Origin of the sequence: Vibrio marinisediminis, from assembly GCF_014050145.1 — a bacterium.
GTDB classification, from domain to species: domain Bacteria; phylum Pseudomonadota; class Gammaproteobacteria; order Enterobacterales; family Vibrionaceae; genus Vibrio; species Vibrio marinisediminis.
Genome location: NZ_JACFYF010000006.1, coordinates 171,891 through 196,062, shown reverse-complemented (window position 1 = coordinate 196,062; position 24,172 = coordinate 171,891). Strand labels below are relative to the sequence as shown.

Genomic DNA, 24,172 nt, shown 5'->3' with positions numbered 1-24,172 from the left:
AGTTTATTCCTCGCTGTTGCTGGGTTGTTCACTTATCGGCAACCAAACCGACATTTGTGTGTATTCATTGACGTTAGAGCTGACTTCAATGATGCCACCATGCTGTTGAATGATCTGCTGGCAAACTGACAAACCGATACCTAGCCCAAAGTTTCCTTCTTTTTTGGTGGTGAAGTTGAGGGCAAACACTTGTTGCTGAAGATCCGGTGAAATGCCGTGTCCGTTGTCTTTAATCTCAACCACAACCCAACGCTTGTCATTTTTTATTGCGCTTCGGGTGGTAATAGTTAACTTTCCATGCGGCGGAAAAGCATCAATAGCGTTGGAAATGAGATTGGTCCAAACCTGCTGAAGGGCAATCGGTAAGCAGTTAACAAGGGGTAAATCGGCATAGTTTTTCTCTACTTGATGTATCTTTAGCTTATTCTCGAATATCACTAAAGTATCTTCTATGCCTTCATGGATATTGACGTAGTGAAAGGTTTCATCATCTTGTCGGGCGTAGCCTTTTAAGCTTTTCACCATATCGGCAATACGTTGTGCACATACATTAATTGAGCGTAGTGTAGCGCCAGCGAGGTGATAATTATCGAGTTCATCAAGTTCATCATTGACCTCGCGAGGGTTAGTTCGCGTTTTAGTGAGCCAGAGTTGATCTTCATTCAAGCCTAGGCGCACCAGTTTTTTTGCAAGTCGTCGGTCTCCGATGACTTGTTCTACTGCTTTGGCTTTTTGTCTATCATCCGCGGTTGAGTTTGGTCGTGATGATAATGCTCTGGTGAGGACGTGGCTGGTCAGTTCTGGTGGGCATTTGCCATCGCTATTGACCAACTTAAGAATGTTATCGGTTAAGGTTTCTGTACCGCGCAAAATTGCGGCGATTGGGTTGTTTAATTCATGGGCTACACCAGCCACGAGCTGACCAAGCATCGCCATTTTTTCGCTTTCGATAAGTTGATGGTGTGCTACTTCGAGCGATTCAAGCGTTTTTTGCAGTTGCAGCTTAGTGTTGATATTGCGCTGCAAGCGTCGGTTGAAGTGACGCAGCAATAAGTTGGTAAATAGGGGCAGCAATGCCGTATCGGAATACATGACCGTACTAAAGACTTCACGGTCGAGTTTAATCACGTCAGTATTAGTTAGGGTGATCGCAGTTGAAAATGACGGCTCTCCAGTGACAAACGACATACCACCAACCAGATTACCTTTGGTGTGACGAACGACTTCTCGCTGCATTCCTAGCTCGTCTTTCTTATACAGCGCCACTTCGCCTGAAATAATAAACCAAAGGAAATTGTTATCTTCGCCCTCAATGGTTAAGAGATGGTCGCTTGAGTAATGACGTATCGCTTGTGTTTCATCGCCGTTGGCAAAGAACTGCTTGAGTGCATTGATGACTTGTTCAGCTAAATCACTGTCCGACATTTTATGGTGATCAGTGATAAACCCCGCTTGATAGCTTCGCATCTTTTGGTCGATGTGCGCGCGCAGTAGTCTTTGTTGGTCAAGTATTAGCCCGTAGGCGAGTAGATTTTCTTTGTCTTCTTCTATAACAAAGTTACTGAGCTCGTTTTGTGCGGTCTTGTAAACAAGGTTATCTTGCAAAGGTTTGGTCAAACAGTGGTCTAAGCGCCCTTCATTGACCGCAGTAAGGATGGCTTGAATGTCTTGCCCGCAGCTAATCAACACTTTACGAGCACGTTGAGTCAGTGGTGATTTATCAAGTTGGATCAAAAAATCGGCGCCATCAAAGTTTTCATGGTGGCTGGCAATCACTAACGCAACAGGTTGGTTGCGATCTAGGCAAAATTGCAAAGAGGCGTGAGCCTCCTCAAGGGAATCGGCACAGTGAATGTCGAATCTTGAGGCAAAGCTGCTGAGTTCCTTTCGTAGCTGCTCAATGCTTACTGGATTGTTGTCGAGACAGAGCAGGGCATATTGATTCAACGTGTCCTCCAAACTTTAGTCTTGCCAGACTGACAGCGTATCAAGAGCTAAGTAAAAGTGCTGAGAGCTGAGTTATATAAATTCTGCTCGAAAAACAAATCCGCCAATACTCTGATTTATCGCAAGCTTTTTTAGTGTAGACTTTAATGCAATACGGCTTTGAATCATGCCTGCAGCTAAAGGTATTGATGCAAACACTATACTGATAAGAAGACGGATACTTAAAGAATGAGTTCGATGGTACAACTTAGAAAATTTGCTGCTATTGGTGGCGCAATCTCGTTGGCATTATGTTGGCCGCTAGCGGTTGGTCAGATCGGTCAGAATGTGATCGAAGATAGCGTGGCAAAACTAAACTCTGATGCGCTAACTGCTGAGATTGTGAGTTACGATCGTGGATACCTTTCTTCAACGGTCACTACCCGTTATGTCGTGACTGACCCCGTTATGGCTGCACAACTTGAAGCCGATGGCGTACCGGCAGAGATTGTTGTAAATAGTAATATTCAGCACGGTCTAATTAGTTTATCTGCTGATTCAGTTATGGACAATTGGACAGAGATTCCATTGACGCTGCATACCGTCACTCAACTTAACGGTAATACAGACTTCGAATTCAAACTCGATAACTGGCACCAATCAACAGAAGGTGAAGATGGCGCGATGATGCTGATCACCCCTTCGACTTTAAAAGGTCATGCGACGGTTCTAGGGCAAGTTGATTATGAGTTGACGGTTCCTTCAATTGAAGTGGATTTCAATAGCGGTGAGAAGCTCTTAGTTGAAAACGTTACGGGTCAGGGCAGCGGTAAGAAGGTGAATAGCTTCTGGATTGGCGACCAAATGATGAAGATTGAGCAGATGTCAGTCTTTGACCCTCAGCAAACCGTGCAATTTAATTTAAAGAATGGTGAATACGTTTATTCTGCTGAGTACGCAGAAACGACTGAACGTGTCGCAAGTAAGCACACGGTAAGCGTGGGTGAAGTCACAGTCGAACAAGAGAGCTTGGAAAACCTAGAAATTGATTTTGCTTTTGGTGATTTAGACGCCGCTTCATTTGAACAATTAGTGACTTTGTATCAAAACTCGCCAATGTTGACTGCTCAAGATCTGCAAGAGATGATTCCGTATCTCGATAATTTGTTTTCTAAAGGCTTCTATCTTTCTAGTGATAAAATCTCGATGAACATTGGCGACGGTGAGTTCACATCGCAATGGAAACTGATCGTGCCACAAGGCACCGACAATGTTTCACAAGATCCGATGAAGGTAATGCCAGCGCTGCAAGGTCATTTTGATTCGTTTATTTCTAATGCCTTGGTAGATCAATACCCTGCAATTCAACAAACAATTGATGAAGGGGTGATTATGGAGTTTGTTAAGCAAACGGATCAAGGCTACCAAGTTAAAGCTGAAATCAAAGAGGGTAATATTGTCTTTGAGGGTGGGCAAAAAGTACCACTAATGAGCTTATTACTTCCTTTTATGATGTAGCTTACAGCGTACTTGGTATAAAGATATTTACACTTTCCAGATATAAGAGGTCTTAAGACCTCTTTTGTCACTTTTTCTATCAGGGAAAAAGTGGTATTAATGATATTAGTCTATAAAAAACATGAGCAAGGAAAGAAACCGTGGACAACGTTTTTAACTTTAGCGCCGGACCTGCGGCTTTACCGAAAGCGGTAATGGAGCAAGCCCAGTCGGAATTGGTTAACTGGAATGGCTTAGGTACTTCGGTGATGGAAATCAGTCACCGTGGTAAAGAGTTTATCCAAGTAGCCTCACAAGCAGAGCAAGATTTACGCGATTTGCTGTCTATCCCTGATAACTACAAAGTACTGTTCTGCCATGGTGGTGCGCGTGCTCAGTTCGCTGCAATTCCAATGAACTTGCTAGGTAGCAATACCAAAGCGACTTATATTGATGCAGGTTACTGGGCGGAAAGCGCGATCGATGAAGCGCAAAAATATTGCCAAGTTGATGTGTTTAACGCGAAAACAGAGATTGATGGCAAAGTAGCTGTACAGCCAGCGAGTGAGTGGCAAGTTGCAGATGATGCTGCTTTTGTTCACTTTTGCCCAAATGAAACCATCGACGGTGTTGAGATTGCCGAGTTGCCACAGACAGATAAGCCAATTGTGGCAGATATGTCTTCAAATATTCTTTCGCGCCAAATTGATGTTTCTAAATATGGTGTTATCTACGCTGGTGCGCAGAAAAATATTGGTCCTTCTGGTCTTTGTATTGTGATTGTTCGTGATGACTTACTCGAACTTGCCAGCGATATTCTACCAAGCTTCTTAAACTATAAGATCTTGGCAGAAAAAGATTCGATGTTTAATACACCACCTACATTTGCTTGGTACTTGTCTGGTTTAGTCTTTAAATGGCTAAAAGAGCAGGGCGGTGTGGCTGCAATGGAGCAAGTGAATCGCGAGAAAGCAGCGCTTATTTACAACTATGTGGATAGCTCTGATTTTTACCGCAACAACATTCACCCAGACAACCGTTCGCGCATGAATGTACCATTCCAACTAGCGAAACCAGAGTTGGATGAGCTGTTTTTGCAGCAAGCAGAAGCGCGTGGTTTGGTGGCATTGAAAGGTCACCGAGCTGTCGGCGGTATGCGTGCATCAATGTACAACGCAATGCCACTTGAAGGTGTGCAAGCTTTGGTTGATTTTATGCGCGAGTTTGAAGCAGCCAACGCATAAGTAAGTACGGTTTAAAAAATAAAAGCTGGCTAAATAGCCGGCTTTTTCTGTTTTTGGGCGGCGGTTTCCTTGCTGACAATAGTCAGCATCTAATCTATTCGTAATCTAAACTTATGGGTACTCGAAAAGCTGGTGGGGTGACATATTTGTGCGGTCACTAGCGTATTAAGCATCAGTTTTGAGATTGTTCGGTACGGCTCTATGCGCTTAGTTGATGATCACTGCAACCACTAAGAATGGAATTTATAGTTTTGCATTCGACAGTTGTCGTAAGTGCTTAGAAGCGTAAATTGTATCTATCAGATGAATAAGACTATGTTAGGAAATCACTATGAGCGATACACAACAAGAAACGACTCAAGCAGCAGCTCAAACATTGCTTTCTAAAGGTTGGAAATGGTTTGCGATAGTGGGGGTTCTCATCTCAATTGCGGGCTTGGGAGCGCTAAGCCTTCCTGTCGTTGCTGGTGTCACAATTACCACGATCGTTGGCGGACTATTCCTGTTTAGCGGTTTAGTTCAGGCATACCATACATTCAGCATCAAAGTGTGGAAAGAGAAAACGTGGTACGTGTTAAGCGCATTGCTTTACATTATTGGTGGTCTCTTTATCTTGTTCAATCCATTTGCTGGCTTGATTACAATGACGATGTTGATGGTTGTGGTGATGATGTTTAATGGTGCAACGCGGATGATCTTCGGTTTCCGTAGTCGTTCATTACCCGGTAGTATTTGGATTATTATCAGTGGGTTAGTTTCACTGCTTATCGGTGGCTACTTCTTCACACTGTTAGAAGACCCTTCTTTCTCTCTTTCGTTACTGGGTACGTTCGTAGGCGTTTCATTACTTATTGAAGGTATCAGCTTTATCTTCCTTGGATTACAGATGAAAAAAGCCGTTGAGTAACGGATAGGATTACAAAATAGCCCCCAAAGGTTGTGTCTTTGGGGGCTATTGCTTATAAGCCATGACGTTTTAGTGTTGTTTAATTTATCAGTGAGAATTACACCTTAAAGTATTTGAGTTGTTCGCTTAGATGCTCTGCTGAGTGCGCCATTTCTTGGCTATCAGTCGCCAACGATTGTGATGCTTGCAAGATCTCATTGGCTGACAAATGAACACTGGCAACATTTTGGTTCATCTCAGTTGCGACGGTACTCTGTTGCTCTGATGCGGCTGCAATTTGTGCCACCATATCATTCGCTTTTTGCATTTCGGTGACGATGACATTGAGTTGAGCTCGAGTCTCATCAGAGGCTTGCACACTCTGACTTACCTTTTCGTAGCTAGATTGCATCGCGGTAAAGGTTTTATCCGCTTGCTCGGTGAGTTTTTCAATCGTGTGTTGAACTTCATCTGTTGAGTTTTGAGTGCGGCTCGCTAAGTTACGTACCTCTTCTGCCACAACCGCAAATCCACGTCCTTGCTCTCCAGCTCGTGCTGCTTCTATGGCGGCATTGAGTGCGAGTAGGTTGGTTTGATCAGAGATATCGCTGATCACATTGACCACATTACTGATTTCATTCACACCGTTTTGCAGCTCTTTGATCAGCTCATTGGCGGTTGAAGTATTTTGAGAGACTTCAGAGATAGCCAATGAAGTGCGCTTCATTGTGTGATCGTTGAGGTGTGCGTGTTCGACGACTTTATGCGTGCTTGTTGAGGTATTTTCTGCGTTAGTGGCGACATCTGCGATGGTTGTACTCATCTCAGTCATGGCGGCAGAAAGTAATTCTAGTTGGGCATGTTGTGAGTTTACACTGGTGGCGGCTTCTTCACTTGCTTGTGCAATGTGGCTTGCCATGCTGCTTGAGTGTAAAGCAGAGTGGTGCGCGGTACTTAGTGTGTCTTGCAGTTTATTGAGCATGTTATCTATTTGTGCACTGACTTTTCCAAGTTCATCTTTACGCAACATATTCATTCGCGAGCGAAGGTCACCTTGTGCAATCTTTTGGGTGTTACGAGTAAGTTTATCTAGTGGTGCAATAATATTGTTTGAGATAGCAAAGCCCATCGCAAAAAGTAGCCCGGAAAAAACAGTGGCGACTATCGCTTGTTTAATCGCTAGGTCATAGAAGGTGTCTTGAATGTCAGCCACTAATATACCCGAGCCAATAATCCAACCCCACTCAGGAACAAGTTGTACATAAGAGACTTTATCCTTTAGCTCACCTTGTGGGCTTTTCCATTGGTAGTCTAAGAATCCTTTTTGCTCAGGTTTCTTGGAGATAGCAACCATTTCTCGCCAATGGAACTTTCCGGCACCGTCTTTAAAATTGTCTGCTTGTTTGCCGTTTAGGTTTGTTTTGAGTGGATGCATCACAACTTGTAATTGCTGGTTCAAAATCCAAAAATAGTTGCTGCTGTCATAGCGCAAACTCTGAATAGCTTGCAAGGCTTGTTGTTGGGCTAGGTCATTGCCCAAAACATCACGTTTCTCATAGTAGTATTGTACAAGAGTCGCCGCCGTTTCTACTTGAGCACTCAACTTATCTTTACGTTCTTGTAGTGAGCTACTTTTCTGTTGCAGCAAATTAAACACGCATGACAAAGTGATAAGAAATATAGATAAGATGACAATTGAGGCAAGCTTGTATCGAATTTTTAAGTTACTAAGTTTCATTATTGGCCGATTCTAACGTTGTTAAATTATTTTAAATTGGCGCTACTTTAACAATTTATTTTAAAACACAAATGTTACATGTCATAAAATATAATTCATACATTGGTTACATTTGAATCTGTAGGATTTGGTCATACTATTGGGTGAGTTTCGCCTTAATCGCTAAGAAGTCTTCGTTGAAACTTAGCTTTGATTTATAAAATATTCAGTAAGATAAGAGGGTGGTGGCTGTTTTTGTGATCTTATTGGAGAAAGCTGTGTAATGAGTGCCTACAACTAAAGTTAATTTAATTTGTTTCGATAAGGTCGGTAACAGTAAGTAGTTTTTCGAATGGTATACAATGAGCGCGTTGATAAATTAACTTATTTCAAACGATAGCGTAACATTGCATTTTGAATCGGATGTGATGAACAATGGGATGAAGGGAATAATAACTGCCAATTACCAATGGTGATGGTAATGATTAAAGCTGAAAAAAGGCCGAGCATATTTGCTCAGCCTTATTGATATAGATTAGCGATGTCGTTTAACGGCGTTTAGGTTTGCGGTTACCTGCTTGACCATTTTGTTGGTTACCTTGCTGATTACCACGGTTACCTGATTGGTTGCGAGATTTGCCAGCACCATTGGTGTTTCCGTTTTTGCTTTGACCAGTTTGTTCACCGCCACGCTGTTTCGGTTTAATAAAGCCACCTTTACCAGTGTTTGATGATCCAGAGCCGTTTTGGTTTTTGCTGTTTTCACCGCGTCTTGCTTGGCTTTGGTCACCAAAACCAGGCTGGTTCTTAGTGTGCTTAGTTGCAAATCGTTGAGAACCATGACGACCAGATTTACGGCGCTGTGCCGGAGTCTGTACGCTAAGATCATCTGCGGGTACCAAGCAGTTTGGTTTATCACCAATAAGGTGTTTTTTACCCATATCAATCAGTGCTTCACGGATGATTTTCCAGTTAGCAGGATCATGATAGCGAAGCAGCGCTTTATGCAAGCGACGCTGACGCTCACCTTTGGCGACCGGAACTACTTCACGTTGCTTATATTTAACACGCTTGAGTGGGTTCGTTTCTGAGTAATACATTGAGGTGGCATTACACATTGGTGATGGGTAGAAGTTCTGTACTTGGTCACACTCGAAATTGTTCTTCTTAAGCCAAAGCGCTAAGTTCAGCATGTCTTCATCTTCTGCGCCCGGGTGCGCCGATATAAAGTAAGGGATGAGGTACTGCTTTTTACCAGCTTCTGCACTGTATTTTTCGAACATCTCTTTGAAGCGGTCATAAGTTCCCATGCCCGGCTTCATCATTAAGTCGAGTGGTGCTTTTTCAGTATGTTCTGGTGCAATCTTTAAATAACCGCCAACATGGTGCGTGACGAGTTCACGAACATATTCTGGTGACTCAATCGCCAGATCGTAACGGACACCTGAAGCAATCATCACCTTTTTCACGCCCTTCACTTGGCGTGCAGCGCGGTAAAGATCAATAGTGTGTTTGTGGTCGGTATTGAGCTTATTACAAATTCCTGGGAATACACACGATGGACGACGACAATTTGCTTCCGCTTTTGGATCGCTACAGCCCAAGCGATACATGTTCGCTGTTGGTCCACCGAGATCTGAAATCGTGCCCGTGAAGCCAGGAACTTTATCGCGGATCTCTTCAAGCTCGCTCAAAATAGATTCTTGAGAACGGTTTTGAATAATACGACCTTCGTGTTCGGTTATTGAGCAGAATGAACAACCACCAAAACAACCACGCATGATATTCACCGAGGTTTTGATCATGTCATACGCTGGGATTTTTGCTTTGCCATACATAGGGTGAGGTACACGTGCAAATGGTAAACCAAATACAAAGTCCATCTCTTCTGTGGTAAGAGGGATTGGCGGTTGGTTAATCCAAAGTTCACGGTCACCGTGGCGTTGAATAAGGGCACGGCCAGAGTACGGGTTGGTCTCTAGGTGCATCACACGGCTGGCATGTGCGTATAAAATACGGTCGTTGTTTAGCTTTTCAAAAGGAGGCAAGCGTACCGCACTGGTTTGCGCATCATGACGAGATGGGCGAATCGTAATCGGCTGTGCTTCTACTTTGGTTTCTGCATTTTTATCAGCATTGGTGTCACACTGTTCTTCAACCGCGTATGGGTTTGGCGGAATGAATGCCTCTTTACGTGGCTTCTCGATACGAGATGAGTCGATGACATTAAAACCTTGTGGCGCTTGGGCAAGGTTAACCGCGGTACCACGAATATTGGTCAGTGTTGAAATGTCTTCACCATCAGATAGGCGATGAGCTAATTCAATAAGTGCGCGTTCGGCGTTACCAAACAGCAGAATATCTGCTTTAGCATCAAACAAAACCGAGCGACGAACTTTATCTGACCAGTAATCATAGTGGGCTAGGCGGCGCAAGCTGGCTTCGATACCACCAAGGACGACAGGCACACCTTTATACGCTTCACGGCAGCGTTGCGAGTAAACCAGTGTTGCGCGATCAGGGCGTTTGCCACCTTCATTGTTCGGGGTGTAGGCGTCATCATGGCGCAATTTACGGTCAGCCGTGTAACGGTTGATCATTGAGTCCATGTTGCCTGCGGTAATGCCAAAAAATAGGTTTGGTTTACCTAATGCCATAAAGGCATCTTTGGTATTCCAATCTGGCTGAGCAATAATACCAACGCGAAAACCCTGTGATTCAAGTAAGCGTCCAATAATCGCCATACCAAAGCTTGGGTGATCGACGTAGGCATCACCGGTTACGATGATGATGTCACAACTGTCCCATCCGAGGGCATCCATTTCCTTGCGGCTAGTCGGTAAAAAAGGCGCGGTACCAAAGCATTCCGCCCAGTACTTTTTATGCTCGTGAATTGGAGTGATGTCGTTGTACATATTTTGCTCTTAGGTCCAGTGAGCGCGAATTATAGCGGCTTGAATCGCATCTATCTATAGCCAAGTGATGTCAAGATGCCCAGTTGTTTTGTAATCCTAGTTTATTGGTGCTGAACTTGGGGAACCATTGGCTGTAATTGCGCCAAATTTAACCTGATAATTTTGTCATCTACTTAATTTTATTTGATTTGCTACACCACTAACGCTGTAGAGTGGTTGATTAGGTTAAACTGATATAAGTAATTAACGGATGAGTACAACAATGAATGATGTGATGAGTCATTTGGCTAATACAGAATCAGGCATGGAAGAGAAAAAGCCGAAATACTTAGTTTATGATTGGGAGATCAACTTAGCGACACAAGAGTTTTCATGTGATCATGATGTTCAGCAACTGTTTTTTGCCCAATCTTTTGATTCATTACCGGTCAACGAGTTCTTAAAGCTCGTTCCCCGCCAACAAAAAAAGACGATTAAAGCTGCATTTCGAAAAGCGCTGGTTTCCGATCAAGAGGTCTATTGCCACTGTTGCTTACTGATACCAAATGCTTTATTCGCTTATGTAGAGCTTTCCATTTCTCGCCATGGCGATCAGCAGCTTAAAGGCAGTGTGTCTCCGTGCATGATTGTACCGGGAGCAACGGAAGCCGCAGAGTTGTTCTATTCGATATTTGAAAACCAACATCAAGGCATCGTGGTGACGGATGCGGAAACACGCATCTTGGCTTGCAACTATAAATTTGAATCGATGAGTGGCTATTTAAGGCATGAGATCGTCGGTCTTAAAACTCATATATTTAATTCATCACAGCATGATGAACACTATTTCCAACAGTTGTGGGATGCACTTAATGACGCTGGTTATTGGAGTGGGGTGTTGTTATCTCGCCATGCTAATGGTGAAGTGTTTCCGCAAAACTTGACCATACAATCGATCTCACTAAGCAATGGCAAGCACTATTATCTTGGTTTCTATTCTGATTTATCGTCACACCTCGACCGGATAGAAGATATCAATTGTGGTGGTGTTGATTTACTTACGCAACTGCCAGTCAGCGAGCGCTTTATTAATGATTTGGAGCGTCAGTGCGAGATCAAGGAGAGTGCAAACAACCTTTTGGTTGTTGCGATGCAGCCCAACCTGTCGAGTGACAATGTCACAAATTTGAAGCGCCAATTTGCGCAGTACTTGAAAGCGCACACTAATGCGGTTTGCTGTGGGTATATGGATGGCGGTCGGTTTTTAGCCGCTTTGCCTATTGTGGTGGAATCACCTAATGAACCCATTCGCGATATTGCCAAAACGTTAGGCTTGTTCTTTCAATGCTTTAAGCAAGGCGGTGAGGTTTTACATACCCAAGTTAAAACCGGCAAAGTGGGCGTATCTATTTATGGTGTTGATGCGGATACGCCTCGAAGACTGGTTTCTCACGCTTGTCAGACGTTATTAGAATTGCAGCCGGGAGATCGGCGTACGATGGTGTTTTATGAGCGCGAGATTCACCATCAAATTGAGCGAAAGAAGCGCTTAGAGACCCATTTACTGCAAGCATTGGATAATGGCGATGTTGAAGTGCGCTTTCAACCGATTTTTGACCTCAAAGCACGACGAATAGAACGATTTGAAGCATTGTGTCATATCCCACCTTTGGAAGGTGAAGAGGTTAAAACGCCAGAATATATCGCTATCGCACAAGATATTAATCAGCATACACGTTTGGATGCTTGGGTCACTGGTTTGGCACTGAATCAATTTAAGTTACTGAGTCAAAAGTTCGGTGACCATGTTGAATTATCGATCAATCGTTCATTTAGCGACGATGACGATGTTTACGAAGAGTTGAAAAAATTGTCTTTAGCGCTCGATAAAGCCGATGTCTCCCCAGATAAATTGACTATTGAATGCACCAATGTGGCATTCCTGTTGGGTAAAGAAAAGAACCGACAAATCATCCAGCTTCTCAGAGAAGCGGGCGTCAGTATTGCTGTTGATGGATTTGGTACGGGTTACGCGTCATTTGGTTATTTAAAGGATCCTTTGATCGACGTACTAAAAATAAATCGCCAGTTTATTGCCAATGTACAACCAAATAGTCGTGAATACGTTTTGATCGATACGCTGATTCAATTGAGCCATAAACTCGGGTTAACAGTGGTAGCTGAAGGCGTTGATTCTGAGCAAGAATGGCAAGCTGTGTCTCAATTGGGTGTCGAATATGTTCAAGGGAACTACATTGCACCGCCACAACAGCTTGAACAAATTATTACGCAAAACGACTACGGACAATTGCCAGAAAACGGTTTTGTTGAACCGAGTCATTCGATCATCCGCTTAGCGAATTTGCAATTAAAATATCTAGATCCCGGAGATCCGTTGTCACTGGCTTATCAGTATTTTGAGGATAGCCATAGTGACATTTTGCCAGTGATCGATAAAAAGCAATGTGTGGGAGTGGTTGACCGAGCGGCGGTCAATTTACACATGACACCCAATATGGGTACCGATCTAGAAAGCAGCAAAGAGCAGGGTAATTGGAGTAAGAGTGTTAACCGCATGATGAAACCAGTTAAGTGTACTTTGAGCTATTTGACCGACCTTAATGAGGTAAGACATCTTGCGACCACCGAGCCTTTTCCTTGGTTGCTGGTGGATGAAAAAGGTCATTACAAAGGCTTAGTTGAGTCGTTCTCAGTAATAAAATATCTTGCTGATAGTTAAGAGATAGTTTTTAAACACCTGATTCGAACACCGTATAACAAAGGATAGAGCATAATTTTTTCTATACGGTGTTTGTTGCGCTTACTTGGTTTTAGTAAGTTTGTTATTATCCGCTTCCACTTAAATAAAACAGAACAGATATTCCATGGTTCAGCAATTGTTAGCCGTCATTGCCCCGTTATTACTGGGTGCCCAGATTGTATTAACGCTAGTGCTTGTGAAGGGTGAAATTTGCCCTGGTCAGCGTGGTCGTGTCCACAAAATGCTACCGACACTGGCGATTTTGTGGCTTGCTGTGGCATCACTAAAGATCCAAGCATTTATGGTGGCGGCGGCACTGGTGTATTTCTACTCTCAAGTCCAAACCAATAAAACGCGTGAGCGTGGACCATTATGGGTGCTTTATCTTGCCAATGGTTTAGCGCTTGCATACGTAGGCATTATGATTGGTGAGCAACCGACCGCAGCCGCAGGTGCCAATGTGGTCATGCAGGTCTTTTTACTGGGCGCTTGTTTTAGCCAGTTATTGCTGATTATTGCCCGCTCTCGCTTACAAGCATTCCAACGGATTTTACCTATCACGGGTGTAGTGTCAGCAATGCTGGCGAGCTTGACAGTATTGTGGAGTGTGTATGGACTACCAGAGGCACAATTACAAAGCATCATGATGCCAATTGTTTCCTCATTGGGACTGATGCTTGCTGCTGCTCTGATTTGGTGCGTACATCTGTTTGTGGCTAAGCCAGCGACTAAGGCGCAATTGAGCTTGACCTTGCTGATGTTGCTCAGTGCAGCATTGTTTGCTCAGCCTATTTTTAGTGTCATGAGTTAGGTGTAATTCGATCTTCTTCACTGTTAATTTACTTAATGAGAGCTAGGCTTTAAGTAAGCCGACTTAAGTTAGGAGTGGAGATATGGATCTGAGCAATGTACGCAGCCTAGATAGCATCATTCTTTTAGGCATCGTCAACGAGAAGCTTCGCTTAGAATGTGACAGCTTTGACGAATTGGTTAGCATGTACGAAATGGACGTAGAACAAGTCGTCGCAAAACTTGATGTCGTAGGTTACCAATACGACCCGCTAACGAATCAGTTTAAAGCGTATCAGCGTTAAGCATTGGCACCAGTAGAGAATCTAGAGCCCCTTTACCTACTTTGATTGGGTAAAGGGGCTTTTTTATGCCAGTTTTATACCTTCTAAATGGCTTTTGCACTGCAGTTTTGCGGTAGAGAAAAAAGCCTGTAAGTATCGTTTGTCTTTCTCCGAGTTGCGCGTTGCTGCAAATAAACGACGCCACAAGCCTTCGCCTAAAGGTACGCTACTGATCAGCCCTTGGCGTGAAAATTCGCTGATCGCCCAATTAGGTAGAGCCGCAACGCCCAACCCCGCAGAGACCATTTGTACGAGCATCAGTGTATTGTCACATTGTTTCCATTTTGCAGGTTCTATTCCTGCGGGTTGAAGGAAATGTTTCACTACGTCTAAACGCTGTTTTTGTACTGGGTATGAAATCATGGTTTGGTCGGCTAAATCTTCTGGCTGTATTGTGCTTTTGTCAGCAAGTGGGTGGTTAACCGCAGTAATGAGCCGCATTTCAAAATCAAACAGTGGTTCAAAGTGAACCTCTGAGCGAGGGAGAATATCGGAGGTGATCACTAAATCCAGTTCTCCGCTCATTAGTGCGGGGAGTGGCTCAAAGCCAAAACCTGACGAGAAATCCAACGTCACACTGGGCCAAGTGACTTGGTACTCCTTTAGAGCAGGCATTAGCCACTGAAAGCAGGAATGACATTCTATCGCCATGTGTAGCCGCCCATTGACGTCTTCTTTTAGGCTAGCCAGTTCATTTTCTGCTTTTGCTAGGCGGGGTAATAAGTCGTCCGCTAGGCGCAATAGAATTTCACCTTCTGAGGTAAATCTGACCGGTCTGGTTTTGCGTAAGAACAGTTGCCCGCCTAAACGGGATTCCAAGTCTTTGATTTGGTGAGAAAGCGCGGATTGAGTTAAATGCAATGCCGTGGCTGTAGCCGTAAGAGAGCCAGTATCTCGCAATGAAGTTAGCGTTCGTAGATGTTTAAGCTCTATCATGAGTTGTTTTCATCCCACATTCCTTTGTATGAATATTATTAACCTATCGACTATTGCGCCATTTGTAAACGTCTAGACGTCTTTGTTTGCAAGGCATCTAACATCCTGACTGTCTGATTATGAAATTTTCTAATAAACAAGTTGAATAATTGGATGTTGTTCATAGTGACGAATAACGAGATATTTTAGCCATCCGGACATCTTATCGTTCGACTAAATTAATCAGCACAGGGACTAGGGACTATGACGACAACAACACACATACTTGGCTATCCACGAATTGGTGAGAAGCGTGAACTGAAATTTGCGCTTGAGAAATACTGGCGTGGTGAAATTGAACAAAAAGAACTAAAGCAAGTGGGTGTGGATCTACGTGCAGAAAATTGGCGAACACAATCGGATGTTGAGTTGAGTTTTGTTTCAGCGGGTGACTTTGCTTGGTACGATCATGTTCTTACTACAACATTACTGCTTGGGCATGTGCCAAAGCGCCACCGCAATGGTTTTCCGGATCTTGATACGCTATTTCGAGTTGGTCGTGGTCAATCTCAAGCAACCTGCGGTTGTGCAGGCAGCGCGGCTTCTGACATGACAAAGTGGTTCAATACCAACTACCACTACATTGTTCCTGAATTTAGCAAAGATGATTCTTTTGAGGTCAGCTGGCCGCAACTGTTCGAAGAAGTGAACGAAGCGGTAAAAGCGGGGCATAACGTCAAACCAGTTTTGCTGGGTCCATTGAGCTATCTATACCTTGGCAAAGAAGTCGAAGAAGGGTTTGATCGCCTTACTCTGCTGCCTCGTCTACTTACGGCATACCAAGCGATTTTGGCGAAATTGGCTAAGCAAGGTGTTGAGTGGGTACAAATCGATGAACCAATCTTAGGACTTGAGCTTGAAAATAGCTGGCTGGACTCATTTAAACTTGCTTATCAAGTGATCCGCAGTGATGTAAAAGTGCTGCTTACCACTTACTTTGACTCTGTTGAAGAGACGTTAGATCGAATTGTTGAGCTAAATGTTGACGGTTTACATGTCGATCTTTCCGCGGCACCTGAACAACTCAATGCCATTGTCGAAAAGCTGCCTCAAGATTGGGTTCTGTCTGCTGGTGTGGTTAATGGCCGTAATGTATGGCGAGCGGATCTTTCTAAACAATTGGCGCTGCTTGAGCCGGTTAAAGAAAAACTGGGTGATAACCTTTGGGTAGGCAGTTCGTGCTCGTTGCTGCATAGCCCCGTTGATTTGGAACTTGAACCAGCCTTAAGTGAAGAAGTAAGAAGTTGGTTTGCTTTTGCTAAACAGAAAGTAACCGAAGTGGCACTACTAGGTAAAGCGCTAGATGGGAACCAAGAGGCCATCTTGGCATGTGACACTTACAGCGCTCCTATTCAAGCAAGAAAGAGTGCCACTCACGTTAATAAACCGCAGGTTCAACAACGTTTAAGCGGCATTACAAAAGCATTGGCTGAGCGAAGCGCTCCTTACAAAGAGCGTGCAGCTCATCAAGCTGAGGTGTTAGGTTTGCCACTGTTTCCAACTACGACCATAGGTTCGTTTCCTCAAACCAGTGAAATTCGCCTGCAGCGTAGCGCTTATCGTACTGGTAAGTTGAATAAAGCAGAGTATGAAACGGCGTTAAAAGGGCATATCGAAGATGCGGTGAAACGCCAAGAAGCTCTAGATTTAGATGTGTTGGTGCATGGTGAAGCAGAACGTAACGACATGGTGGAGTACTTCGCCGAAAACCTAGCGGGTTTCCAAACGACCAAGTTTGGTTGGGTACAAAGCTATGGCTCACGTTGCGTAAAACCGGCAATTGTTGTCGCAGACATTGAACGCGAACAGCCAATGACAGTTGAATGGTCGACTTACGCTCAGTCACTAACGACAAAACAAATGAAAGGTATGCTAACAGGTCCTGTGACGATTCTGTGTTGGACGTTCCCGCGTGAAGATATCACACGTAAAGAGATTGCCAACCAGCTTGCGTTAGCGCTGCGTGATGAGGTTTCAGACTTACAAGATGCGGGTATCAACATTATTCAAATTGATGAGCCGGCCATTCGTGAAGGCTTACCACTGAAAAAACGTGACCACAAAGCGTACTTAGAGTGGGCGGTGGATGCCTTTAAGATTTCAGCGGCGAGCGCTAAGCCAGAAACTCAAATTCACACTCACATGTGTTACTCAGAATTTAACGAGATCATTGAATCTGTTGCGGCATTGGACGCTGACGTGATCACCATTGAAACATCACGTTCTAATATGGAACTGCTGAAAGCGTTTGAGGAATTTAATTACCCAAATGAGATTGGACCGGGTGTTTACGATATCCACTCACCGAATATTCCTACTCAAGAGTGGATTGAAGGCTTAATCAATACGGCTGCAACGAAAATTCCTGCTGAACGTCTATGGATTAACCCAGATTGTGGCTTGAAAACGCGCAACTGGGAAGAAACGGAAGCCTCGCTGGCGAACATGGTATTGGCAACCAAGAAACTGCGTAAAGAGTTTGCTAAAGCGTAAATATCGTAAAGAGACGTAAAGTCAGTCGCCGATGACTTACTCTAAATGCAAAATCCCCACAAAAGAGTGGGGATTTTTTCATTCAAATTAACTGAGAATAATCAGTATTGTACCGCCAAGGGTCATCAAAATATTGGCAATGGCGTAGGTGCCAGCATAGCCTAAGGCTGGAATAGTTGATTTCGCGTATTCGTTCACGATATCCATCGCCGGACCACAAGTACGAGCACCGATTATGGCACCAAATAACAGCGCACGGTTCATCTTTAGCACATAAGCGCCAACTAGATAGGCAAGCACAACAGGGACAACACTGACTAAGAAAGCAAGCCCAATCACCTGAGGACCAACTTGCGCGAGATGATCAAACATTTTGCCACCGGCACTTAGCCCGATCCCAACCATGAAGAACATCAAACCTAGGTCTTTGACCATGTTTAATGCCCCTTGTGGCACGTAGCCAAAAGTAGGGTGGTTAGCTCGTAAAAAGCCCAACATAATCCCAGACAGAAGCAGACCAACCGCATTACCTAAACCAAAGGAGACTTGACCAAATGTCATGGTGATCAAGCCAAACAACACCCCAAGAATGAAGAAGCTACAAAATGCCAGTAAGTCTGCCATTTGGCTATGAATCGAGATAAAACCAATTTTTTCCGCAAGACCATGCACACGGCTTTTCTCACCACTGACTTGCAGTACATCACCTTTGGCGAGCACAATATCGAGATCCATTGGCATTTCGATTTGCGCTCGAACAACACGGTTCAAGAAACAACCGTATTCTGAAAGGTTGAGATCTGACAATCGCTTACCAGCGATAGAGTCACTTTTTACAACGATCTCTTCTTCGACAATACGTAGGTCGAGTAAGTTGCGGTCAAACACCTCTTTACCGTTGCGGAAACTTGGGTCAAGACGTGCATGGCTGTCTGGGAAGCCAACTAGCGCAATTTCATCACCTTCTTGTAAAATCGCATCCCCGTCAGGGTGTGCCAAAATGCCACCACGACGAATTCGTTCTATATAGCAACCGGTTTGACGGTAGATACCCAGTTCACGTAGGTTTTTGCCATCGGTCCAATCAATCAACTCTGGTCCAACGCGATAGGCGCGAATAATGGGTAAGTAGACTTTACGTTGCCCTGAGCTGCCAAGTCCGCGCTCTTGCGCAATTTGCTGTGCAGAATCAGAAAGGTTCTCTTTTTGTAGTTTAGGCAGTAGTTTGGCGAACATGATCATGCTTATCAAACCAATGAGGTACGCCATGGCATAACCCACCGATAAGTTCTCTAGAACAAGTCCAAAATCCATGTTACGTGGCACAGTGGCAAGCCCTGAATTGAGAGCATCTTGTGCACCCACCAACACAGGTGTTGAGGTTAACGCACCCGCCATCATACCTGCGGCTAAACCGAAATCGAGCCCCATCCACTGGCTACAGAAGTGGGTGATAAACAGCGCAGTTGCGAGCACTACTAGGCTCAAAATGAAATAGTGCTTACCATCGCGGAAGAAGATACCAAAGAAGTTTGGTCCAGCTTCAATACCCACACAGTAGATAAACAGCATAAAACCAATGGTAAGAGCATCAGGATTGAAGGTGAATCCAAGATGACCCATTACTAAAGCGGTAATAAGTACACCGATGGAATTGCCAAGTTGTAGGTTACCGAAGCGAATTTTACCGATGGCAAGACCAATCGCTAACACCACAAAGATGAGAAGAATAGGGTTTTGTTTAAGCAGCAGTACAACGTCAATATTCACAGGGGCAGTTCTTGTTTCAATGCCAGCCTAATACTCAGCGTTCTGAGCATGAGGTTAAGTTCGTCAAATTGTAACTGAATAATAAAAAAATATAAGCAGAAACTACTATTATTTTTAATCACACTAAAAGAATCTATTGAAGTGCTGTAACTATATGGCAGATATAAAAAAACCGCTGAAAGCAGCGGTTTTCTTAAAATATATGCGGTGTAGATTAGTCAAAAAGACCAAGATTCTCTTTCGCGTATGCTTCGAATTCGTCACAACCACCGATGTGTTCTTGATCGATGAAGATCTGTGGAACGGTTTCAACAGGTTTACCAACAGTTTTCTCTAAGTCAGCTTTAGAGATACCTTCTGCCTGGATATCAACATAGCGGTAGTTGAAATCGTCACGTTTTTCTTTAAGCGTTTCTGCATGCTCTTTAGCACGAACACAGTAAGGGCACGCTGGGCGACCGAAAATAACTACGAACATAGAATCTTTCTCCTTAAATTTGATAGTTGCCACTATGCCGCAAACTTTGGCGAAAATAAAGTGGCAATGACCTCTTGATTCAATAGGAAAAATCTATCGCTAAAAAAATGAACAAAACAATCGAGCAGAATCGCGAAAACCATATTTTATATGAGGTTAATTGCAACAAAGCGGGGTAGGTCAATTTAATTTTTGTTGGCACAAGGCAAGCTAGATTGAGCTTACTAATTTGCATAAGGAGTGTGTTTGGTATGTTCCAATTTATGACCTCCACGCGCATCATTTTTGGTGAAGGTGCGCTTCAATCGTCTCTCTCCGTCATTAATCAATTTGGCTATAGCGTGTTGCTCGTATCGGGCAAAAACACCGAGCGTGCTTCGCCGATTATTCAATACATTAAAATGCAGGGCATGCGTTACCAGCATGTCGCTATCTGTGGTGAACCCAATATTACTATGGTGGAAGAAACCGCTTTAAATGGGCGTAAATTCAAACCAGACTTGGTTATTGCCATTGGTGGTGGCAGCGTTATCGATATGGGCAAAGCTCTTGCTGCAATTATCCCAAACCAAGGTGATGTGTATGATTACGTTGAAGTCGTTGGGCGTAATGTTCCGTTGAAAACCAAACCCATTCCGTTTATTGCTATTCCGACAACCGCAAGTACGGGCTCTGAAGTTACGCGTAACGCCGTGCTTCGTTCTGGGCAAGATAAAGTCAAAGTCAGTTTGCGTAGTCCTGAAATGTTAGCTGATGTGGCGATTGTCGACCCGACACTCACCTATGGCACTGACGCTTATACTTCTGGTCGAGGCGCCATGGACGCGTTTACCCATTTAATGGAAGCGTATGTTTGTGGTGAGCCCAACCCAATTACCGATATGATTTGTGAAGAGGGGCTGCGCCGATTAAGTGAATCTGTGTTGCCTGGTTGTTTGAATGATAATTACCGTGCGCGATCGGATCTCTCTTTCGCTGCCATGCTTGGCGGAATGGCGATTACCAACGCTAAATTAGGTGCCGCGCATGGTTTGGCTTCTGCATTAGGCGGAAAACTGGCAGCGCCACACAGTGTGATCACTGCCCGGCTTGCCCCGTTTGTGATGCAAGAAAACATCCGAGCAGCGAAGAAAGCGGGTAGGGCTGATGTATTAGCAAGGTATCGCAAGATGGCGCAGTTATTGACGGGACGAGCAAATGCGAGTCGTGACGATGCGGTGTTATGGACCAACATGATGCTTGAGAAACTTAAACTACCAGATTTAAATGAGTTTGGCGTCTGTAAGACATCCTTTGAACAGGTCGTGGATGATGCACTTAAATCAGTGGCGATTAAGGGGAACCCTCTACCGCTAACCAAAGAGAGGTTGATGTTTATTTTGCAGCAGGTATGCCAGTGTAATGGAAGCTGTGAAAAAGAGTCGGTTTTTGAAAACCAGACCAAAGTGTCATTGGTATCACAATCGGATCAAAGCGGTCTGCCAGCATCCCAACAGACATGAAAAAGAGGCCGTTCGGCCTCTTTTTAGAAGTGTGACAATTTATCGTAACGTGAATCTTTCAGCGCGTCTTTTACACGACGAAGGTTTTCACGGAAACCAGTACCGCGACGTAGCGTAAAGCCAGTTGCTAATACATCGATCACTGTCATTTGAACAACACGGCTAGCCATTGGCATGTAAACGTCAGTATCTTCTGGTACATCAAGCGATATAGTCAAAGAGCTGGCTTTATCCAATGGAGAGTCTTTTGCTGTAATGGCAATCACGGTTGCACCGTTCTCACGTGCAAGGTTAGCAATTTCAACCTGACTCTTTGTTCTGCCGGTATGAGAAATCAAAACGATCACGTCATTGTCAGAACTGTTAATGCAACTCATACGCTGCATAACGATATCTTCGAAGCAGGTAATCGGAATATTAAAGCGAATAAATTTGTTTTGCGCGTCTTTTGCCACTGCAGAAGATGCACCTAAACCAAAGAATGAAATGCGTTTTGCTTGGGTAAGCAAATCCACAGCTCGGTTTACTTGCATTGGGTCTAAGCTGTTTTTCGCTACATCCAAACACGCCATTGTTGATTCAAAAATCTTATGGCTGTATGCGTCTGGACCATCGTCTTCTTCAACATTACGGTTTACGTAAGGTGTTCCATTGGCAAGGCTCTGCGCAAGGTGCAGTTTGAAATCCGGAAAACCTTTGGTGTCCAAGCGACGACAAAAACGGTTAACAGTAGGCTCACTTACATCTGCCATTTTGGCTAGCGTAGCAATGCTAGAATGAATTGCAGTCTGTGGCGACGCCATGATCACTTCCGCGACCTTACGTTCCGACTTACTGAAATTTTCTAGGTTTTTCTGTATTTTTTCTAATGTATTCATAGTGTTCACAAGGGTATAGAGAACAACTCACTGAGCGAGCGTTTTGTATTCTTAACCAAATATGGTTAAGGGTTTCAAGAACAAGAAACGCTCGATAGCGCCGTTGACCCAGTATAAACCTAACCTTAAGTATTACAGTAATTTTTATACGGACCAATTGGCTAGAATATGACAGGCATCAAACAAAATTTTATGAAAACTACAAAAATTTTATTGAATATGGCGCGATCTGTCGGGAATCCCAGCGCTATTGATAACAAATTACATTAAATAAGAAATAAAATTTCAGTTTGCCAATATTTTGTCTGCAAGTTGGTTGATTTTTGTTAACAGAGTTGGCGCGTCAGTTTGTGCGATTTCTCGCTGCTCTTCCAATACACTCTGTAGAATCTCGCAACTTGAAAGCGGATTAGCCAATACCACACGGAAAACAATGGTGTTCAAACTACCGTTCTGAATTGGATTCAATCGAGTTCGTGATACAAACGAGCGACCGTTTTCACGTTGACGCTTTTGCACGAACTTGGTCAAGTCATTGAGTAGCTTATTCATATCAGCGCGTTGTGCTTCAGATGCCACAGCAACAGCCTGACGAACATTTTCAGGAACGTAACGATAGGTCAGTAGACACAATTCAGGTTCAGAAACTAACTCAAAGTCACTTTGCTGTTTGATCAAATTGGCAAAGTAAGCCGCTTTTTTAATGCTTTGGTCAATTAATAACTCGTAGCCAGGGCGACTGATGATGTGCATTGAAGCATAAACCAGCATCGCCATTCCTGAACGAGAACCTTCTAAGGTATGGCTGCCGAGATCTTTAGAGCCCTTACGTAGAATATATTGAGCGTGATGCTCAATCGACTTCATGGCACTTGGATCTTTGAACAACACCATGCCCGCACCCATAGGGATATAAAGCTGCTTATGTGCGTCAATCGTGACAGAGTCGGCTAACTCAATACCATTTAATAGGTGGCGATGGTTGTTTGACATCAGAGTCGCGCCACCCCATGCCGCATCAACGTGGAAATGGCAGTTTTCTTGCTGGCAAATAGCCGCAATTTCAGCCAGTGGGTCAATGTTACCAGTCTCGGTAGTACCCGCCACACCAACAACAGCAAAAGGCTTGATGCTTTTTGCTTTAAGCTCTTGAATTTTGCTTTGTAAGCTTTCAGGACAAATGCGGTTATTACTGTCAGTTTTCACTGCGACTAAACCGTCTTGACCTAAGCCCAATACGTCAGCTGCTTTCTTAAGCGAATAGTGACCGCGTTCAGATACTAGAATCGCCATGCCTTCATAACCATAATGCTTCATGGCTTTGAATAGGCCTTCTTTTTCTACACCACGGAACCCGTTTTGTGGGCGAAGGGCATTATTACGCGCTACCCAAAGAGCGGTAATGTTGGCAATCGTGCCGCCAGAACAAAATGCGCCTAGTGAGTGGTTTGCGCTGTGCATCCACTGACTATAGAACTTGTCATTCTGAGCATAAATAAGGCGGTGCAACATACCTAGCACTTGACGCTCAAGAGGCGTGAAGGCTTTGGATGTTTCAATTTTCACTAAGTTCTGATTGAGCGCAATCATGATCTTAGAAAGCGGCATCAAAAAGTAGGGAAGTGCTGAAGTCATGTGCCCAATAAAGCTGGGCGCTGATGTGTGCACGGAATGCGACACAAGCGTATCAAGCAAATGTTGGGTGTGATCGGAAACAAACTCTGGTTGCTCAGGTATAACTGGCGAGGAGAAGTCTTTTTCGATTTCTCGTAGAGGTTTTTCTTCCGCAACGATATGTTCACGCAAAAACTTATTTAAGTTACGTGACAGTTCGTCTTCAATTTGAGTAAGTGTTGAGTCTGGGCCTTCTGGGACGGTAAAGATTCGAAGTAAACTCTCGAAGCTAGCGTCGGCCGTTTTTTGTTCCGATACCATGCAATGACATTGCTCTTATCATGTTTTGTTGCAGCGGAACAATCTAAACGAAAAACAAATCAATGTCCCGCCTTAATTGAAGA

16 protein-coding genes are annotated in these 24,172 nt (G+C 43.9%); 8 read left to right on the top strand and 8 right to left on the bottom strand.

What is annotated here, in order from left to right:
• Positions 1-3 precede the first annotated feature (3 nt).
• Positions 4-1,947: an ATP-binding protein gene (locus H2O73_RS11970; RefSeq protein ID WP_182109082.1), complete on the bottom strand. Its 1,944-nt coding sequence runs from the start codon at positions 1,945-1,947 to the stop codon at positions 4-6.
• A gap of 228 nt (positions 1,948-2,175) precedes the next feature.
• Here H2O73_RS11970 and H2O73_RS11965 point away from each other — a divergent pair, with 228 nt between their 5' ends.
• From H2O73_RS11965 to H2O73_RS11955, 3 genes are all read left to right on the top strand, one after another.
• The gene (locus H2O73_RS11965; RefSeq protein ID WP_182109081.1) at positions 2,176-3,444 is read left to right on the top strand and encodes a DUF945 family protein; all 1,269 of its coding nucleotides are present in this window, start codon (positions 2,176-2,178) and stop codon (positions 3,442-3,444) included.
• 140 nt (positions 3,445-3,584) lie between these two features.
• Entirely contained in the window at positions 3,585-4,667 is a 1,083-nt protein-coding gene (serC, locus tag H2O73_RS11960; RefSeq protein ID WP_182109080.1) for a 3-phosphoserine/phosphohydroxythreonine transaminase, read from the top strand.
• A gap of 331 nt (positions 4,668-4,998) precedes the next feature.
• Positions 4,999-5,574: an HdeD family acid-resistance protein gene (locus H2O73_RS11955; protein ID WP_182109079.1), complete on the top strand. Its 576-nt coding sequence runs from the start codon at positions 4,999-5,001 to the stop codon at positions 5,572-5,574.
• A gap of 97 nt (positions 5,575-5,671) precedes the next feature.
• On the opposite strand, the gene H2O73_RS11950 is transcribed toward H2O73_RS11955, so the two are convergent.
• Together H2O73_RS11950 and H2O73_RS11945 are read right to left on the bottom strand one after the other, a co-directional pair.
• On the bottom strand, positions 5,672-7,291 hold the full coding sequence (locus H2O73_RS11950; protein WP_182109078.1) for a methyl-accepting chemotaxis protein: 1,620 nt from the start codon (positions 7,289-7,291) through the stop codon (positions 5,672-5,674).
• A gap of 527 nt (positions 7,292-7,818) precedes the next feature.
• Complete coding sequence (locus H2O73_RS11945) at positions 7,819-10,185, bottom strand: YgiQ family radical SAM protein (protein ID WP_182109077.1); 2,367 nt, start codon at positions 10,183-10,185, stop codon at positions 7,819-7,821.
• A 250-nt stretch (positions 10,186-10,435) separates the two neighbouring features.
• Between H2O73_RS11945 and H2O73_RS11940 the strand changes: the two genes are divergently transcribed.
• The 3 genes from H2O73_RS11940 (at position 10,436) to H2O73_RS11930 (ending at position 14,019) form a co-directional block, all read left to right on the top strand.
• Entirely contained in the window at positions 10,436-12,904 is a 2,469-nt protein-coding gene (locus H2O73_RS11940) for a sensor domain-containing phosphodiesterase (protein ID WP_246335905.1), read from the top strand.
• A 145-nt stretch (positions 12,905-13,049) separates the two neighbouring features.
• Positions 13,050-13,736, top strand: coding sequence for an HI_1241 family integral membrane domain (locus H2O73_RS11935; protein ID WP_182109076.1), 687 nt, complete (start codon positions 13,050-13,052; stop codon positions 13,734-13,736).
• An 82-nt stretch (positions 13,737-13,818) separates the two neighbouring features.
• The gene (locus H2O73_RS11930; RefSeq protein WP_182109075.1) at positions 13,819-14,019 is read left to right on the top strand and encodes a DUF4250 domain-containing protein; all 201 of its coding nucleotides are present in this window, start codon (positions 13,819-13,821) and stop codon (positions 14,017-14,019) included.
• A gap of 63 nt (positions 14,020-14,082) precedes the next feature.
• On the opposite strand, the gene metR is transcribed toward H2O73_RS11930, so the two are convergent.
• Positions 14,083-14,994 (bottom strand): HTH-type transcriptional regulator MetR, encoded by a 912-nt coding sequence (metR, locus tag H2O73_RS11925; protein WP_182109074.1) that lies wholly within the window; start codon positions 14,992-14,994, stop codon positions 14,083-14,085.
• Positions 14,995-15,237: 243 nt separating this feature from the next.
• Here metR and metE point away from each other — a divergent pair, with 243 nt between their 5' ends.
• Positions 15,238-17,526, top strand: a complete 2,289-nt coding sequence (metE, locus tag H2O73_RS11920; protein ID WP_182109073.1) for a 5-methyltetrahydropteroyltriglutamate--homocysteine S-methyltransferase — start codon at positions 15,238-15,240, stop codon at positions 17,524-17,526.
• An 87-nt stretch (positions 17,527-17,613) separates the two neighbouring features.
• Here metE and H2O73_RS11915 read toward each other — a convergent pair whose 3' ends face one another.
• Positions 17,614-19,296, bottom strand: a complete 1,683-nt coding sequence (locus H2O73_RS11915; protein WP_182109072.1) for an aspartate:alanine antiporter — start codon at positions 19,294-19,296, stop codon at positions 17,614-17,616.
• A gap of 214 nt (positions 19,297-19,510) precedes the next feature.
• On the bottom strand, positions 19,511-19,774 hold the full coding sequence (locus H2O73_RS11910; RefSeq protein WP_182109071.1) for a GrxA family glutaredoxin: 264 nt from the start codon (positions 19,772-19,774) through the stop codon (positions 19,511-19,513).
• Between the two features lie 251 nt (positions 19,775-20,025).
• On the opposite strand from H2O73_RS11910, the gene H2O73_RS11905 reads away from it, so the two are divergent.
• A complete protein-coding gene (locus tag H2O73_RS11905; RefSeq protein ID WP_182109070.1) occupies positions 20,026-21,276 on the top strand; it encodes an iron-containing alcohol dehydrogenase in 1,251 nt (416 codons plus the stop codon).
• Between the two features lie 23 nt (positions 21,277-21,299).
• Here the strand turns inward: H2O73_RS11905 and H2O73_RS11900 are convergent, their stop codons facing one another.
• Both H2O73_RS11900 and panP read right to left on the bottom strand, forming a co-directional pair.
• Positions 21,300-22,154 (bottom strand): MurR/RpiR family transcriptional regulator, encoded by an 855-nt coding sequence (locus tag H2O73_RS11900; protein WP_182109069.1) that lies wholly within the window; start codon positions 22,152-22,154, stop codon positions 21,300-21,302.
• Between the two features lie 285 nt (positions 22,155-22,439).
• Positions 22,440-24,089 (bottom strand): pyridoxal-dependent aspartate 1-decarboxylase PanP, encoded by a 1,650-nt coding sequence (gene panP / locus H2O73_RS11895; protein ID WP_182109068.1) that lies wholly within the window; start codon positions 24,087-24,089, stop codon positions 22,440-22,442.
• Positions 24,090-24,172: the final 83 nt, after the last annotated feature.